The organism is Haloquadratum walsbyi C23, from assembly GCF_000237865.1.
Lineage (GTDB): Archaea > Halobacteriota > Halobacteria > Halobacteriales > Haloferacaceae > Haloquadratum > Haloquadratum walsbyi.
The window spans coordinates 72193-88371 of sequence record NC_017459.1; the positions used below are offsets into that span (position 1 = coordinate 72193).

General features: G+C 47.0%; 14 protein-coding genes, 1 tRNA gene, 1 rRNA gene, 1 other RNA gene and 1 pseudogene. 11 read left to right on the plus strand and 7 right to left on the minus strand.

All coding sequences use genetic code 11. The features are described from left to right. Positions 1-303 precede the first annotated feature (303 nt). Together rrf and HQRW_RS00335 are read left to right on the plus strand one after the other, a co-directional pair. Positions 304-425: ribosomal RNA gene (rrf, locus tag HQRW_RS00330) — 5S ribosomal RNA — on the plus strand. A gap of 125 nt (positions 426-550) precedes the next feature. Continuing rightward, positions 551-626 (plus strand) — tRNA-Cys (locus HQRW_RS00335). Positions 627-789: 163 nt separating this feature from the next. Here the strand turns inward: HQRW_RS00335 and HQRW_RS00340 are convergent. Continuing rightward, complete coding sequence (locus HQRW_RS00340; protein WP_014554992.1) at positions 790-1137, minus strand: hypothetical protein; 348 nt, start codon at positions 1135-1137, stop codon at positions 790-792. 1202 nt (positions 1138-2339) lie between these two features. Next, an RNA gene (gene rnpB, locus HQRW_RS14215) (RNase P RNA component) lies at positions 2340-2736 on the minus strand. Between the two features lie 99 nt (positions 2737-2835). Between rnpB and HQRW_RS00350 the strand changes: the two genes are divergently transcribed. Continuing rightward, entirely contained in the window at positions 2836-3438 is a 603-nt protein-coding gene (locus HQRW_RS00350; protein ID WP_014554993.1) for a TIGR00296 family protein, read from the plus strand. A 255-nt stretch (positions 3439-3693) separates the two neighbouring features. Here the strand turns inward: HQRW_RS00350 and HQRW_RS00355 are convergent, their stop codons facing one another. Next, positions 3694-4854: a nicotinate phosphoribosyltransferase gene (locus tag HQRW_RS00355; RefSeq protein ID WP_014554994.1), complete on the minus strand. Its 1161-nt coding sequence runs from the start codon at positions 4852-4854 to the stop codon at positions 3694-3696. Positions 4855-5078: 224 nt separating this feature from the next. Next, a complete protein-coding gene (locus tag HQRW_RS00360; protein WP_014554995.1) occupies positions 5079-6659 on the minus strand; it encodes an Hvo_1808 family surface protein in 1581 nt (526 codons plus the stop codon). Positions 6660-6727: 68 nt separating this feature from the next. On the opposite strand from HQRW_RS00360, the gene HQRW_RS00365 reads away from it, so the two are divergent. Together HQRW_RS00365 and HQRW_RS00370 are read left to right on the plus strand one after the other, a co-directional pair. Further along, the gene (locus HQRW_RS00365) at positions 6728-7309 is read left to right on the plus strand and encodes a cysteine hydrolase family protein (protein WP_011570357.1); all 582 of its coding nucleotides are present in this window, start codon (positions 6728-6730) and stop codon (positions 7307-7309) included. 279 nt (positions 7310-7588) lie between these two features. Beyond that, positions 7589-8893, plus strand: a complete 1305-nt coding sequence (locus HQRW_RS00370) for a dihydroorotase (RefSeq protein ID WP_014554996.1) — start codon at positions 7589-7591, stop codon at positions 8891-8893. 218 nt (positions 8894-9111) lie between these two features. Here the strand turns inward: HQRW_RS00370 and HQRW_RS00375 are convergent, their stop codons facing one another. Further along, entirely contained in the window at positions 9112-9918 is an 807-nt protein-coding gene (locus HQRW_RS00375; protein WP_014554997.1) for a DUF5806 family protein, read from the minus strand. Between the two features lie 242 nt (positions 9919-10160). Here HQRW_RS00375 and HQRW_RS00380 point away from each other — a divergent pair, with 242 nt between their 5' ends. Both HQRW_RS00380 and HQRW_RS00385 read left to right on the plus strand, forming a co-directional pair. After that, the gene (locus HQRW_RS00380) at positions 10161-10526 is read left to right on the plus strand and encodes a universal stress protein (protein WP_014554998.1); all 366 of its coding nucleotides are present in this window, start codon (positions 10161-10163) and stop codon (positions 10524-10526) included. After that, a complete protein-coding gene (locus HQRW_RS00385; protein ID WP_011570361.1) occupies positions 10523-11071 on the plus strand; it encodes a GNAT family N-acetyltransferase in 549 nt (182 codons plus the stop codon). The genes HQRW_RS00380 and HQRW_RS00385 overlap by 4 nt, the downstream gene beginning before the upstream one ends. Positions 11072-11161: 90 nt before the next feature. Here the strand turns inward: HQRW_RS00385 and HQRW_RS00390 are convergent, their stop codons facing one another. Further along, positions 11162-11620 (minus strand): universal stress protein, encoded by a 459-nt coding sequence (locus HQRW_RS00390; RefSeq protein WP_014554999.1) that lies wholly within the window; start codon positions 11618-11620, stop codon positions 11162-11164. 200 nt (positions 11621-11820) lie between these two features. Here HQRW_RS00390 and HQRW_RS00395 point away from each other — a divergent pair, with 200 nt between their 5' ends. Further along, positions 11821-12291 (plus strand): universal stress protein, encoded by a 471-nt coding sequence (locus HQRW_RS00395; protein ID WP_011570363.1) that lies wholly within the window; start codon positions 11821-11823, stop codon positions 12289-12291. Between the two features lie 283 nt (positions 12292-12574). Beyond that, positions 12575-13894, plus strand: coding sequence for a DHH family phosphoesterase (locus HQRW_RS00400; protein ID WP_014555000.1), 1320 nt, complete (start codon positions 12575-12577; stop codon positions 13892-13894). Positions 13895-14038: 144 nt separating this feature from the next. Here the strand turns inward: HQRW_RS00400 and HQRW_RS00405 are convergent, their stop codons facing one another. After that, complete coding sequence (locus tag HQRW_RS00405) at positions 14039-14527, minus strand: DUF5807 family protein (RefSeq protein ID WP_014555001.1); 489 nt, start codon at positions 14525-14527, stop codon at positions 14039-14041. Positions 14528-14756: 229 nt separating this feature from the next. Here HQRW_RS00405 and HQRW_RS00410 point away from each other — a divergent pair, with 229 nt between their 5' ends. Both HQRW_RS00410 and HQRW_RS00415 read left to right on the plus strand, forming a co-directional pair. After that, positions 14757-15140: an Hsp20/alpha crystallin family protein gene (locus HQRW_RS00410; protein ID WP_011570366.1), complete on the plus strand. Its 384-nt coding sequence runs from the start codon at positions 14757-14759 to the stop codon at positions 15138-15140. 556 nt (positions 15141-15696) lie between these two features. Beyond that, positions 15697-16098, plus strand: a pseudogene (locus HQRW_RS00415) (30S ribosomal protein S6e); the annotation flags it as partial. Positions 16099-16179 lie beyond the last annotated feature (81 nt).

A 16179-nucleotide genomic window follows, 5' to 3' on the forward strand; every position in this document is an offset into this window, starting at 1 on the left:
ACTGGAACCTGCGTGAGCGGGTTCAGGCGGAAACTGGATTACACGCGTATATACGGACATGGACACATATGCGGATGCAGAGACGCACACGCATACACATACACAAAACAGATCAGGTAAGAGAGACGCGGTATAACCGAGCGATGGTTCGACTGGGATCACTTTAGACAGCACGTCACAGTGTGTCACAGCACATTCCAGATCAGATCGGATTAGAATAGATCAGGATAGGAAAGTGATCGCAGTGATAATACAATACAATACAATACAATACAATACGGTTCGATTCCGTAAGTTCGGATTTGAGGCGGCCAGAGCGGCAGGGAAACACCTGTACCCATCCCGAACACAGTGGTTAAGTCTGCAAGCGTTGGAGCACGTACTGGAGTGAGAGATCCTCTGGGAGCGCTTCATCGCCGCCTTGCTTTTCATACTTTTCACTTCAAATAAGTCATTCATGAGGAGCCACGCGGATAATACTCCTCAGTTACACGACGATTATCGCTAGGCTTAAACACAGATACACAGTATTATCGATGCAGTGAGCAGTGCCAAGGTGGCAGAGTCTGGCCTAACGCGTCCGCCTGCAGAGCGGATCATCGCCGGTTCAAATCCGGCCCTTGGCTTCAATTAAATTGACAGACTGAAATATCATTTTATACTCAGAAAACCAGAGTCCCATTAGTAGTTAATATGAAGGCTAGTTATCTTCATCATACACCCATATGTTGATATATAATATATTTTATTACAGATTTAAGCAAGGATTGGCGGATTTGTCAAATTAAACTACTCTGCGTCTGGGATTGCAGTTACCTGAAACTCATGATAGCCACCATAGGCTGTTTCAAGTGCTCCAAGCCACCAGTTCCATCGCTCGGCAATGCTTAGATCATCCGGGGCATCTGATAGATTATCAATTACAGTTGCGACAGTCAATGTTTCATTACGATCCATTTCAACAATACCGGCGTCAGCAAGATCGCGAACTTGTCGTGCAACAACACGGCGTTCACCCGGTGATCCGCCGAATGCCGATCGAAGCGCTTGTTCAACTGCATCCATAGTGACTGATGGAGTAGCATTATCATCATGATCGTGTGTCGTCGGTTGTTCATCATATGGTGTCTCTGTCATCCCAAATCAAATCCTTCTAAATTAATTTATCTCGGGAGACATTTGAGTGTCTGGATATCTCAATATGAATTACAATATGAATTACAATATGATCCTGTGTCACTTTTACTGATAGATTATAGTGATTCGAGGAGAATGCCTGTAGCTTTACTCACACGGAATAAATCCGGTAGTCTCCATCCAATCCACCGTCGATGGCAAAACCCGATATTTCACGCCAATTGGTACTGTCACCAAGACAGTGTTTATGACCAGTTATGAACTCAGAAGATGAGTCGGACCTTCTGAACCTTCGAGGTCACCATCACCATCACGAACTAGCAACAGGTTCGTGCTGTCTACAAATGCGACAAATGGCGACTGTAATTTGTCTGTCGTGCCACTATCGACCGGGAATTACCGGGAAATAAGATAACTGGTGTTGACCTTGTGATTTGCAACTTCGTTGCCGTCTCCTTCAGCGGGGAATCGGTGTTGTATCCTGGTGGCGGACTCGAAGAGGATGAATACTAGTTATAAAAAGAAAGCCAAGCGCGACGATTCCTTATGCCGTGAAGCCACCCGTCTTGATCCAAAACGAAGGGGGACGTCGAACACAGTTCTTACACACACTCGAGAGCGATCGTAGAGGTATGTGTCGAACAACATGTTGAGACGCTTGTCGTTGCTGACCGTGGTGGTATTCAAGAAGATGACGAGAACGGTGAAGCCTGGAATTGTGACGACCATGGCAATATAGAGTTACGCGGGTGCGGGCGTCAACCGTTTCAGGACACTTCTGGACTACAGGGTGGAGCCGAGGGCATCGACGGAAAGCTAGAGTCTGAGCGCAATACATCGAAGTCATATTTGATGTGTGGTTACACTGACGATACCACAGCGCGTCGGGCGTGGATCATTCGTGTGTAAGGAGTGTGACACGATTGCGAACGCAGACATGAGTGGTGTGGAGAACATTCGGCAAACGGTACTCCCAAATCTCGCCAGGGACGGTAGTGATAAAGATACCGGCTGTGTGGCACAGCCAGTGATTCAGTTGTTCGACCGTAGTGAGGGCTGTTTCTCCCCACAAGGATAGGTCTGAACCGCGGACCCTAATATCCCAACTCAGCGGGCGGTGCCGTGGGATTCCGGCATCCTCAGGTCTGAGAGGATGTCAAGTCATATTGATACAATATTGTACTATACTTGAAGAATAATGTGGCTGAGAGGAGTAAGCCCCCTTCTGTTCAACTCAGCATTCGGCTAAGCGTCCACGCCCTGTCCGGACTACCTTTCTGGCGTGGACTTGCACCGGTGAGGATTCGCCGTTCCATCCATTCTCACCCATCTAATGCGGTTTTATTCCGTTATCGACACGTCACATAGCCGCTCCCTCGACGGGTTAACTGCCGTCCCTTACGGGGTGGTTCGCACGTCTCATTGGTCAGGCTGAGTGGTATCGTTTCTGTTCCAGTGCCAGCTGTCTCCAACTCCAAGCTTGTGCTCGGTCACCTGTCCAGACGGTGGGGGGACTTTCCTCGTTTGCCGATACGGCAGTTGATGTGTCAATACATCATTCACCATTGTATCGACCACGGGAGCTGAGCTCTCTCTGCCAGTTAATTTAAGACCGACGTATTGAATAAACTGTTCGGTCCGTACAATATCATCGAGTAAAGGGAAGCGTTCAAGTTATCAGGGAGACTGTCTGGTTATATGCCAAAGGCGCAGGCCGTTTCCCTTTCCTATGATGATGGGGCAAGAGCGGTCGAGTTAGCGCGTGAATCTGTCGAATCATATGTTCTTCATGGACAACGTGAACAGCCAGGAAGTATGCGCGATTCCTTTTATTCTCGGACAGGGGCATTCGTCCGCATTCGGTCAACCCGTGGGCGGGGTCGACTTCGTGGATGTGCTGGTTCATCTCGAACTAGCGACCAACTTGGTCATGCTATTGTTGATGCAGCAATTCAAGCAGCATCAAGTGACTCTTGTGGGTCAGAAGTCGAACAACCTGAGTTATCAAATCTTGTTGTTTCCGTTTGTATTGTTTGTGAGCACGTCTCAACCGACACTCCTGTCGAGGATGTTGAACTTGGCACTCATGGGCTTGTTATTGATCGTAATGATAAACACGAATGGATGTATCCAACAATCCCTGTTGAGAATGATTGGAACAAGCAGCAGTTTTTCACTCGCGCCTCTCGGAAGGCTGGACTCAGCCCATTAGCCTGGCAAGATGAGGCTACTACGGTAACGTTATTTGAGGGGCAGGTATTTCGCGAGCGTCCTGATGGTGGCAGCATTGAAGAATTGTAATCAGGAGATATTGAATTGAGATTCCTTTTGTTCATGTAAAAAAGCGTCAGTTGTGATGGCTCGGAGATGGCGACGGGAGAGAGTCACCCAACACACAGTAGTCATTTACATTTAGAGATCTTGACCACTGTGTCTACTACTAGAGGATATCCCAGCTCTGTATGAATGTCACTCGCATGTACAAAGCTCAATATATGTAGTCGAAGAGGATGTCCCGAGAACATCGACATGGTCATACTATTTTCATTTTTATTTTTATTCTATATTTATTTCATATCCACACCGATTACGGTCTTGGGTTGCTCGATCGACTGCGGCATCGATACCAAAGTCGATATGATCAACCACTTTGCCATCCCGGATCACAGGGTTGAGAAGGGATTCACTGTCATCGGGTGATGGTTGATCATGAAGACCGATATGATGACCACCCTCCGATGTTCTGTACACAGATTTAATGCCAGCAAGCTTTCCGCGCTTGGCGACCGGTTCATCATCAACAGCAACAATATCAAGCGCAAAGTCAACTGGGTCTGCATTTGAAATATATCCACCAATACCAAATCCGTCTGCGACATCGCGAAGATTGAGTAGATCATTTGGATTGAGTCCGCCTGAGACAAAAATATCGACATCTTCGTATCCATGTGTATCCAGCGTCCACTGCACTTCACGAATAATATGTTGGAAATCGCCACGGCGTGATCCTGTTGTATCAAGCCGCACACCATCGAGCCGGTCACCGAGGGTCCGCGCCGCTCGAAGCGCCTCATCAGCCTCATCAGAGTATGTATCGCACAGTGCAATTCGAGGCACAGCCTCAGGAACAGCTTCATCAAATGCTTGCCACGCTTGCTCTTGTTCGCCACGTCCAAAGCAAATTAGCAGTGCATGTGGCATCGTTCCTCCGGCTGTACGGTCAAGAACATCGCCTGCAGCCATATGTGAGAATCCATCAACCCCAGCGATGAGTGCGCTTCGTTCAACCATCGCTGCAATTGTTGGATGCACATGTCGAGCACCGAATGAGAGGACAGTTGATGATGGAGCAGCTTTCCGGGCATTCGCTGCGGCTGTTGCAACCCCAGATGCATGTGATAAAAATCCTAATATCGATGTCTCAAGACGGGCAAAATCAAGATACTTTCCTTGAATACGAAAGACCGGTCCACCATCGAATAGACGGCCAGGGAGGAGTGAGTTGACATCGACATTGCGCCCCTCGAGTAACGCAACAGCATTTTTGACTCCGGCTATCATCTCGAAATTTCCATCTGGAAATTGATCGGCGGTTACCTCGGCGGTAATGGTTGGATTTCGATCAGCATGCTGGAGTGTTGTTTCTGTTCGCTCAAAATATGCATCTGTCGCCGTCCCAGAAGTAATTGCCTCAGTGTCGATGATATCAAAATCCATGACACTGAGTTTACTCGGCATGGTGAAAAGCGCATCTGCTCAGAAATTATCTCTGAAGCAAATTTTCATTCAGAGCCATTTACTGGAGACTCCAATGCAGGAAGCTATGCATATGATAGATATTCCAAAAAGAGCACTCATGAATTGCTGTTCAAGCCGTATGTTGTGTTGATTGTAAGAGCATGACGTGATTGCAGTGATAAGAATGAATATATTAGAGTGGACTATGCTGGTGATGGCTTTGATTGTGCTCGGATATTGTCCAGAGACGTAACATCTGGTCCATTAACGATTGTAACTTGTGTGCCATCTTGCGTGACTCGAAAGGCATCAGCATATGCTCCATCCGGTATAACATATGTTGTTGTTTTTGCTGTTTTTGCTGTCGATCCAGTATTCTCAGATTCCGTTCGTTGTGGCGTCGTTGCATCACGAGCGGTGAGGATCGAGCGGTATGCATTCCGGAATTCTGTCGCGTCTTCATTACTTTCCCATGTCGTCACCCATACATATCCATATTCAGATTCAGATTCAGTTGACACCCCATTTTGTGTCTGATATGGGAACAATCGATCATTTTCCCATCCTGTCGATGGGTCAGCGATATAATTATACGCATCATACTGATTGGTCGGTTGGGTGAGCGTTTGTGGTCTGACCGTTTCAGCACCGACAGTTCGTGCTTGATTCCAAAACATCACAAATATCGACGCTTCTCCAACAGTGTCAGATCCATCCTGTCCGACTGATTCAAACCGCTCCCATTTCGCGGATGATCGATCAGTGTAGCTAATTGGCTGTGGTGTCTCATCGGTTCGGTGAATAACTTGCTCACTCGCGACTGGCGGTGATTTGAATCGATCATTGACAGCATCCCATCCGCCTGACTCACGGAGATGATTGATATATCCAACACCGTCTGAGTACGGCTGGAAAATCGTTACAAAGATTCCCAGATTCGATGGACCACCACTTGACCCGCTATCTTCGTCGGTATCATCTGGGAGCTCAACGCACTCCCAACTGCTTCCACAGCGATCACCATACGCTGATTCGACGTATCTTGCATCCCCCTCAATTAATCCATCAGTAGCTAATTGTCCATCTTGTGTTGTTGCTGCGTATCGATCTTTCGTGAGGTCATACTGTTGATCCTGTACTGCGTGGACAAGTTCATGAATCAGTGTTGTATTTTCAATTGTCGGCGTATCTGGTGTGTCGGTAACGATTGTGATTGCATCATCGCGAGGATCATAAAAGCCAGCAACAGACGAGCCTCGTGTTTCTTCAATCGCTTGCTGTGTACTTTCTGACTCACCAACAGCAAACAGCGCTTCCCACACTTGATTATTCCACTGTTGAAATTCTTGATTCTCTGATGATCGTGTGCTTTCATCTCTTTGCGAGCGGTATTCCGACCGTGAGATAACGGAGACGGGGACTGATGATTTGAACTCCAGTTGTCGAAGGTATTCAACACGAGCCATTGCCCGTCCAACATATGCTTTCATTTCCGCATCTGTAAGCCCATCTGCCTGGTCAACTTCGATTGATTCATTATACCAATAGCCCGCTTCCCACCCAAGTGGATCACCAGCAGGGTCACTGAAGTCTGAGTCTGGCGTCGCAACGGCTGCTGGTGGACCAGTACCATTTTTCTGTCCGATACCTTCTGCTGTGGCTGACTCGGTGGATGATGAATCTTCTCCGACATTCGGATTAAAAAGCGACCCACCCCCACTACACCCTGCGAGGACAATGAGGAGACTGAGTGCTATAGAGGCACGTGAGATTCGCCGCGACATGATAATATGTATTTTATCAGCAGGTCTACGCGCAAAAGTACCTTTGTGCTCGCATCATAATATCAAATATGGCTGACTATTCATTTGATACAGATACGACCGCCATCGTTGTTGTTGATATGCAAATAGGCTTTTGTGATCCCTCTGGGAACATGTATGCTCCAGGCAGTGAGGCCGTTGTTGATGACGTTCGTACTCTTGTCACAGATGCACAGGATGCAGGTGCTCGTGTTGTGTATACGCGCGACGTGCATCCGTCAGGTCAATTTGATGATGCGCACTATTATGATGAGTTTGAACGCTGGGGTGAGCACGTCCGCGAAGGAGACTCGGAAACGGCGCTTGTTGATGGACTTGAGGTTCGCTCACAGGATCACGTTGTCATCAAACATACCTACGATGCATTTTATAATACCGAACTTGATGGGTGGCTTCGTGCACATGGTATTGATGATCTCATCTTCTGTGGGACGCTCGCGAATGTCTGTGTGCTTCACACTGCTGGCAGTGCTGGACTTCGAGATTATCGTCCGGTGCTCATTGAGGATGCAATCGGTGCGATTGAACCAAATCACCATGAATACGCACTTGATCACGCTGAGTGGCTTTTCGGAGAGGTCTGCTCACGTGCCGATATCAAATTTGTTTGATTCAGTTTCAGTCACCCCACACCACTACAATTAATTGCTATAAGCTATTCTCTTGTCCTCACAAAGCGATCTGCAGTCAAATAAGTAGGTAGAGTGGTTCACTAATACCAAGAGTTTCGACGGTTTCGACACATCAAAGTTAGAATTGAAATCAAACATATTAGTTACGTTCCGTTATACTCAAAACATAACTGACGAAAGGAGAGCATTCTATTCTCCAAGTATGATACCAGGAATTGCGAGGGTTAGCTATACCTATTCTCGTTGGGAGAGATAATTATGCCAAGCGTATTCAAATCAGCACGACTTCCAGATGGTCGCATCCGCGATGTTCGAGTTACTGATGAGACGATCACAGCTGTCTCGGATTCGATCTCGCCTGCATCAGATGAGACCGTGTTTGATGCACGCGGTATGCTCCTTTTTCCAGGAGCAATTGATGTTCATGTACACTTTCGTGAACCCGGTGGAGAACATAAAGAAACGTGGAAGACGGGATCTCAAAGCGCTGCAGCCGGTGGTGTGACGACTGTTGTTGATCAGCCAAATACTAATCCCCCGACAACGACAAAAACTGCATACACATCGAAGGCGGCGCTGGCGGCGGATTCAGTCGTTGATTATGGCATTAACGGTGGTGTTACCCCTGATTGGAACCCAGACACTCTCTTTGAATGCCCATTATTCGCGCTTGGCGAGGTTTTTCTTGCCGACTCAACCGGAAAGATGGGGATTGATAAGACTCTCTTTCGGCAGGCGCTCATTAGGGCAGCCAAGACTGAGATTCCGGTGACGATCCATGCTGAAGATGCAGCACAATTTAATACAGATATATATGGTCATGAGTCAGGTGGAACTGGGACTGACGCTGCTGTTGACATTTGGAGTCAGTATCGCTCAGCAACAGCTGAAATCAAGGCGATTGAGCGAGCCATTGAAATCGCAACAGAGGTTGGTGCCGATATCCATATTGCACATACAAGCACCCCAGCAGGTGTTGATGCGGCAACAGCAAGTAATGTCACATGTGAGGTAACACCACATCATCTCTTTTTGTCTCGTGATAATGCAGCCAAACTTGGAACATATGGGCGTATGAACCCGCCACTTCGGAGTGAAGCACGTCGAAAAGAGCTTTGGGACCGACTCATTGCTGGCGATATAGACATGATAGCAACCGATCATGCACCACACACCTATGATGAAAAAGCAGCCTCGCTGTGGGATGCACCAAGTGGGGTACCTGGCGTTGAGACAATGCTTCCGTTATTATTCGAACGCGCCCGTCGAGATGAGATTAGTTATGAACGTATTCGTGACGTCACCGCCCGTAATCCAGCATCCCGATTTGGGCTCAATAATAAGGGTCATATCGCTGTTGGCTATGATGCTGATCTTATCCTTATCGATCCGACTGCTACTCAAACAATCAAAGGTGATATACTTCACTCAAAATGCACATGGACACCCTTTGATGGAATGAACGGGATCTTCCCAGAATTGACAATGGTTCGTGGGACAGTGGTATATGATGGCGAGTCGTTTGGACCAACAGTCGGTATGAACGTGACTACTAGCGAATAGATATCATTTGAAATTGACACTCGGTCGAAACTTGGATACATCGAAACGAACCACAGACCGAGTTCAATGCAGATTCATATTTCTCCTGTTGATTCTATATTCTCTGATTCTTTAGATTGATAGTCATTAGTTCGAATAGTTTCACCGACGGTGTCGAATGACGGGGGTTCAGCGGCTCCCATCACTGACACCGATAATCACGGCGGTAAAGACTTGCATTAATCAGTATGAGACCCACTCTCAGTGCTAGTATCAGCATCAGTGTCAGCATCGACATTTTCGGTCGTCCGAAGGTCATCGCTTGCTTCACGTACTTCTCGCATCACAGTTGAGATTCGGTCTTCGGCTTCTAATTCATCAGCAACTGAAAGGTCAACCCCTTCAACCTCAAGTAAGAATTTAGCCGTCTCTGTGACCTCATACATCAGTTTATCAAGCTCATCAGCGGTGAAGAACCCGGACATCGCTCCATAAAGAAATGTTGCACCGGCTTTTGTGACCTTTTCCTCAAATGATGATCGTGCCTGATTGACCGCTTGTGGTGTATATGTGTCTGTCATGAAGGGAACTAATTGTGGTAGGTTTGTTCCAATCTTTGTCATCTCGACGCCGGTCTCTGTCCGGAAGTCAGAGCAAAGTCGGGCAATAGCCCACTCCCGAGCAGTGATATATGTTCGATCTCGGAGAAAATTATTAACCCGGTCATACTGTGCTCCATCGACCTTCTTGAATCGTGCATACTTCGCTACATCAGGTGGTGATGACTGCCCACTAGCATTCATTTCATCGTCCGCTTCAGTCGATGGTACCGTCTGTGTCTCTGTCATATCCGCTTGAGTGTCGCTGGGCGTGTTCGAGACAGTAGTGGCGCTATTGTGGTCATCCGATTCATTATCTGTCGGATTAGCCTGTGTTGTGACATCCCGTTCGGTCATCTGTTCTTCGTGATGACCGCGGTCATGGTTCTCATCTTGGGTGACATTATCTTCCTCTATTTCACTGTCGTTCTCGTCAGCACTGTTCATACCCAGGTCAGTCGCCGACACTGGAAAAATCGTTCTGTCGCCAATAAAAAAAAAACTGCTTGATTGCTCACTCAGCAACTATATAAACTATACTTATATCGATATTGGCAATACCGTTGTAGTAATGCAGCATACTCTGCGATTGTCTATTGCGTGCGTTCATGTTAATAACCACATATTAAATCAGATACGATACGGGTATCACCCGACGACTTTTCTATCCTGGCAACGACACCCGCGATATGAAGATTCTTCTTGGCGTGGACGGGACCGATACTTCCCTTCACGCGCTTGAGCAAACGGTCACACGAGCCAAAGAGGCTGGCGATGATGTAACAGTCGGCATCGTCACTCGTGATTCCGATCGGTCTGTAGCAGGAACCAGATCAGATGTTGATGAGATTATTGAGTCCTCAGAGATTGATGTAACAGTTCAACATCTTGATGGTGACCCTGGTAGTCAATTGGTTGAGTTGGCTGAATCAGAGGATTTCGATAAACTCGTTATTGGGGGCGGCAAAAGAAGTCCCATGGGAAAGATTCAGATCGGAAGCCTTGCTGAATTCATTTTATTGAACTCGCGGATAACCGTTTCACTCATCAGATGAGCCCTGATCATACGTGTCCGGATGACTCTGCTGGACCATTCCCACTTCCTCCACGTACATTCACTGACCGTGCCGGTCGTGATATTGAGATACGAGTCTATGATGGAAGTGAAGACGAATATGAAGCACTCGTTGAAATGTATCGTGGCTTCGACTCGAAAGACCGGGCACAGGGTATTCCACCAGGTCGTGAAGAACGAATTCGGAAATGGCTGGATAACATCCTTTCATCTGAATGTCTGAATGTTATTGCATGGGATGGTTTGGCTGTTGCTGGTCACGCGACACTTGTGCCTGATGACGAATCATATGAGTTGGCGATTTTCGTCCTTCAGGTATATCAACAAGCGGGCATTGGTACGCATCTTATTGAAGCATTGCTTGGTCATGGAATCACCTCAGACATCACGCAAGTGTGGCTTACCGTAGAGCGATGGAATAACGCTGCGGTTGGCTTATATGAGAAGGTTGGATTCGAAGTGAGCGATTCAGAAAGTTTTGAACTGCAGATGGGAATCAATCTTGATAACGCTGAGACATATTAACTCAGGACTCTTCTTTTTATTAGCATCATGATTAGCAGCTTATTTTCAATAAATGATTGTTACTATGATTGTCACGGTCAAGATCTGGGGTCATACCGAGAGCACAGGTTGACTTGCATATAATAATACGTATTCTGCTGCTCTTGAGAGTACTTCACCGGGATCACCAGAGAGTGGCTCTCGCGGGACCACAAGGAAATCTGCGTTTAGATCTTCTGCTGTGTCGAGGACGACCCGACCAGGATGTGTTGTCTTTATTTGAGTCGAGAATCCATAGACAACAGACGTTGAAACGGCAATATCGTACTTGGCTGCGATTGTCTCTGCAGATTCAGTAATTGTCTGTCCATCAGTCGCGACTGCTGACTTATCGACAGTTCCAGTTTCGATTGCCTGCACGATATCCTCATCAAGCACGTGGACAACATGGACGGATGCATCGTACTTCGCGGCAATGACGCTTGCATACTCGACGGCGTCAAGAGACTCCTCGTTAGCGTCGATAGGAGCGAGAATGAGGTCTACAGACAGCAGTCGATTCTCGGTCATGCTGGCATTTCTCCCGCCCGAGAGCAAAAATCCTCACATATCTGTCTGTGATTCGTGTCCACATTTCGATACAGTATCGGGCTTTTCCATCTGCTGTCGGCAATTCACATTCTGTTTGCTCAATCTCATTGTAATCGCTTGAACATTATCTCCACACAAAGTTGACTGGATTTATACGAATTAATATGATATACCTATCTATGTTTGAGACGATCGTCATCGCTACCGACGGCTCTGAAAGCGTTCGTCGAGCGGTTGATACTGGGTTAGATATTGCTTCGCGGTTTGATGCAACGGTTCACTGTTTATATGTCGTTGATGAGAATAATACTGATAGCAATAAACCACTGAGCGACTCGGATAATGATCAAATGACGCTTTATGAACATGGAGAAAAAGCGGTCAATACCGTGGCAGGACGAGCCAATCACGAGGTTATCACAGCAATTAAACATGGAAATCCATCAGATAAAATCGAAGCATACGCACGTGATATCGATGCTGATGTCATCGCAATGGGTACTCGTGGTCGACATGGTGAAAATCGATTTCTCATTGGATCTGTTGCAGAAAAACTCGTCCGAACGGCCCCACTCCCTGTGTTGACTGTTCGTCAACTCGCTGCTGATGAGACTGATGAACGATTGAGTGGAACTCCAGAGCGAATGTGACGTTCTCTCAGGAATGAGTGCCGAGAATCCTTCGGTAAATACTCCATCTATCGCCACAGCGCGCATATCGGTAGCGAACGTACACGCTTGTTGATAGTGAACTGGGTAGGTGATACGAAGTGCGTTTCAATATCGAACTTGCGTTTCAATATCTTTCCCGCTCCAGATTCGAGCAATTGATTTATTTATCCACTGAATCGTCCGTATCGCTCAACAATACTGACATCAAGACAGTTACTGTCTTGAGTATCAATCACATAGTGTAGTTGTTGATTCAATAATTATGGACGACGAACTCATTAATAGCGCACATCTCTCACTTTCGCGGAAATCTCGACTCCCAGGGGCTGGATTTTTTTATCCGGATTCGGTCGATGATGACGATGAAGACACACACGAGGCAGTCGCAAATGCGGATGTAGTCGTTATTGCAGACGCTGATGCTGATGGACTTGGCTGCGTTGCATTACTTCGTGAGATGTATGATGCGACGATTGCGTGGGATGCGTTTGAACCAGTCGTTGCAAATCGTGTCACTCGGTGGGAACGTGGGACTGATTCCACACATACCACCGATGAGACAACAGACGCATCTACCGACGACCCTTCTTCTGAATTCACAAAAATATCACAAGAAACAGAGACGGAGGTAGAAGTTGAGAATGAACATAACAATAAGGATGAAGACGAAAATATAGTATCCACTTCATCTCCTGAATCGGCTGTTGCACTCATTACAGCGAGTCCATACTCAATTGATGATGCACTATCAACTGTTGCAATGGAAGCGCCAGTTGGCGTTGATGTCTATATCTGTGATCTTTGCCCTGATGAGTTCAATTGGATCGAAACAGAACTTACTGCGGTTGCTGACCGTGCTGAAACGGTTGCATGGTATGATCATCATCAATGGGATTCTTCTACAGCCGATGCGGTTCGTGACTGTGGTGTCGAGTTGGTGATTGGTGCATCCGATGAAGAATGCTCAACTGATGTTGCCCTTCGATCACTTCCATATGAGTTCGAATCGCAATGGAGTGAACTGGCAACTGTCACCCGGGATCATGATCTGTGGATAAAAGAAGATGCCCGAAGTGATGACCTCGCTGATTATGCCTACTGGGCTCCTCCGGAGGAGTATGCAACGGTTGTCGGAACATACGGTGCTGATCTTCCAACCCTCGCATCAAGATATCTTGAACTCCGTCGCGTTGAAAAAAATGCACTCATTGATGCTGCCGTTGATCGTGCAGAACTTACGACTGTTGGTCCGTGGACAGTTGGAATCACCTACGGTCGCTGTTCACAGAACGAGGTTGCGGAAACATTGCGCTCACAGGGTGCTGATGCAGCTGTTGTGGTGAAACCTGCTGGCAGCGCGAGCATTCGTGGATCCGAGACGTTTGAACGTGCACATGAAGTTGCTGGACGACTCAACGGTGGGGGTCATCCCCGTGCAGCAGGGTGTAAGCCAGATATTTATGATGATATGCTTGATTATGCACATCATTGGACAACAGAAGGGTCACCAGCGAAGCATATTATTTTGCAAGCGTTCGAGGAAGTCGCTGCATCGCTTGAGACTGACCCCAACTCAAGCTAAAACCGACTTTCAGCTTCTCTGTTGTCCTGTTCGTATCACTGTCTAAAATATATATATACACATGTACACATATACATACATATACGATCATCCGATACAATCCGGTGTTGAGTATATAACATACTGATTATCTGTATAACAGCGTTAGTTGTCTTCGGTTAAACTCTCAACTGAAACGTCTTCACCAGGTTGAACACCGGTTTCAGTTTCTGACCCAATAACCCATTTATCAGCATAATTGCAGCCACACGTACAATGAGCGTACGCATGCACAACGTCACCACGCGCATAAAGCCCACCAACAGCATCGTTCTGTGGTTCTGAGAACGCAAATATGAATTCAGTCTCGTGCGTATCGGCGTCCACGGTTCGCTTTGGACACTCACCACCCGTCAGCTTACGAGTAATATGACCGCGTGTTTCCATTGCCGTCTGTGCGAATGACATCGCTTCGATTCCGGTCGCTGCTTCAAACGCTTGTCGCCCGTCCTCACCATTGATTATGAGTATATCTCCGTTATCGACTGGGTTGGTCAGATGAGAAAGAGTGTCTGCATCAAGCGTGCCATCGGCGAGAAATAAGACAACATCCTCATGACGATCACCACGGAGAAATGACTCACGTTTATCCATATTCCTGTGACGCTATGAAAGAATAAAAACCGCCTGAACACTGCTGTCATATCATACGCCCTGATCATCACCTAAGCTAGATGTAAAGTAATATATAATCTAATTAGACCGAAAGATAGTACATTAATATATGTATAATCTTGTAATTAATGCTATAGTGTCGCATTATATCGAGCAATATTTTTATTTCTCAATGTCATATAAATAAGTGCACTTGGAGGTGAGATCAATGGTCCAAAACATGCCAACAACATGGACAAGTGGTCTTGATCTGCCAAATCGACTTTTCGGTTCTCAGACGAATCGCGCCAATGGAACTGAAAGTAGCTATGAACTGTATGAAGAGGACGACCGATTTGTCCTCAGCATCGATCTTCCCGGGTATGAACCCGAGGAGATTTCATTGCGATGGTATGATGGTCGTCTGAATGTCTCTGCTGAACACGTTGATGATGAACGTGGTCGTAAGCAGCAGACACACCGAACGTTCCGAATGCCGAAGGACGTCATCGATGATAGTATTGAAGCGTCATACCGCAACGGCGTACTCGAGATCACACTCCCGATTGAAGATGAGTTAACAGCTGGAAAAGAAATCCCAATCGAGAGTTGACCACGCAGTAGTGGTTGGTAATACGATGAATAATTAATTTACAGAACGGTTTGTTATACTCGATACAAGACGAGGACGAGTAGCATGGGGGGATTCCCTTGAGGCAGTTTCACCGGCTCTTACGGTGTTTTGATGTAATTGGACAGTAATGTGAGTCGATTCAATCGGTTGTATCAATTCTTGTGATATCTTCATCATCCTTTGATAACAGAATCATGACTGAAGTCGTGGGCTTCCTCCCACAATGTGGTTTTGACCCGAGTGGGTAGCTGACCTGAGGTATACAGATTCGAGGAGAACACCAAGGACTGAGATGCGGCACCCCCAGTAGTCTAAACCCACCTGAGGTCACGAGCATCCCGGTGGATTCTCACTGTCTGGATGCTTGGTGGGACTGCAACCCTGCAATCTCCACCACTCATGCTCACGCTCACGCTCAGGATTCCTCCGCGTTCACACCGAGGAGGATGTCAATACAGGTTCAGGTTAATCACTGTTCAAGACCGCATGCAGCCCTTTCGACGTTCTTTTTATTACTGGTCGCTTGGTCACGAATATGGCTGAATTCAAAGTCGTCGTCTCGGATGAGACAGGTCATACTCGACAGTTCGAGGTCGACGAACAAGATGCAAATCGGTTCCTCGGTCGCAATCTTGGCAATGAGGTCGATGGGAACGCAGTTGGACTTGATGGAGCAACACTTGAATTGACTGGTGGCTCAGATGATGCCGGTCGTCCAATGCGTGAGGATGTGTCCGGATCTGATCTCAAAGAACTGCTTCTTGAGGGTGGCGTCGGATATGAACCAACCCGTGATGGTGAGCGGAAACGCATCACTGTACGCGGTCGTCAAGTCTCTGATGAGACAGCACAAGTCAATGCAGCTGTTGTTGGGGAGACACCGATCGCTGTATTACTCGGTGAGGAAGAGCCCGAGGATGCAGATGATGATGGAGATTCGGATGTGGATGCAGATGATGATGGAGATTCGGATGTGGATGCAGATGAAGCGACTGACACCGACGCAGAAAGTGAGGAA

Bases quoted from the DNA above. Each gene is read 5' to 3' on its own strand.
- HQRW_RS00340 (WP_014554992.1), bottom strand. From the start codon at position 1,137: ATGACAGAGACACCATATGATGAACAACCGACGACACACGATCATGAT.
- HQRW_RS00350 (WP_014554993.1), top strand. From the start codon at position 2,836: ATGCCAAAGGCGCAGGCCGTTTCCCTTTCCTATGATGATGGGGCAAGA.
- HQRW_RS00355 (WP_014554994.1), bottom strand. From the start codon at position 4,854: ATGGATTTTGATATCATCGACACTGAGGCAATTACTTCTGGGACGGCG.
- HQRW_RS00360 (WP_014554995.1), bottom strand. From the start codon at position 6,659: ATGTCGCGGCGAATCTCACGTGCCTCTATAGCACTCAGTCTCCTCATT.
- HQRW_RS00365 (WP_011570357.1), top strand. From the start codon at position 6,728: ATGGCTGACTATTCATTTGATACAGATACGACCGCCATCGTTGTTGTT.
- HQRW_RS00370 (WP_014554996.1), top strand. From the start codon at position 7,589: ATGCCAAGCGTATTCAAATCAGCACGACTTCCAGATGGTCGCATCCGC.
- HQRW_RS00375 (WP_014554997.1), bottom strand. From the start codon at position 9,918: ATGAACAGTGCTGACGAGAACGACAGTGAAATAGAGGAAGATAATGTC.
- HQRW_RS00380 (WP_014554998.1), top strand. From the start codon at position 10,161: ATGAAGATTCTTCTTGGCGTGGACGGGACCGATACTTCCCTTCACGCG.
- HQRW_RS00385 (WP_011570361.1), top strand. From the start codon at position 10,523: ATGAGCCCTGATCATACGTGTCCGGATGACTCTGCTGGACCATTCCCA.
- HQRW_RS00390 (WP_014554999.1), bottom strand. From the start codon at position 11,620: ATGACCGAGAATCGACTGCTGTCTGTAGACCTCATTCTCGCTCCTATC.
- HQRW_RS00395 (WP_011570363.1), top strand. From the start codon at position 11,821: ATGTTTGAGACGATCGTCATCGCTACCGACGGCTCTGAAAGCGTTCGT.
- HQRW_RS00400 (WP_014555000.1), top strand. From the start codon at position 12,575: ATGGACGACGAACTCATTAATAGCGCACATCTCTCACTTTCGCGGAAA.
- HQRW_RS00405 (WP_014555001.1), bottom strand. From the start codon at position 14,527: ATGGATAAACGTGAGTCATTTCTCCGTGGTGATCGTCATGAGGATGTT.
- HQRW_RS00410 (WP_011570366.1), top strand. From the start codon at position 14,757: ATGGTCCAAAACATGCCAACAACATGGACAAGTGGTCTTGATCTGCCA.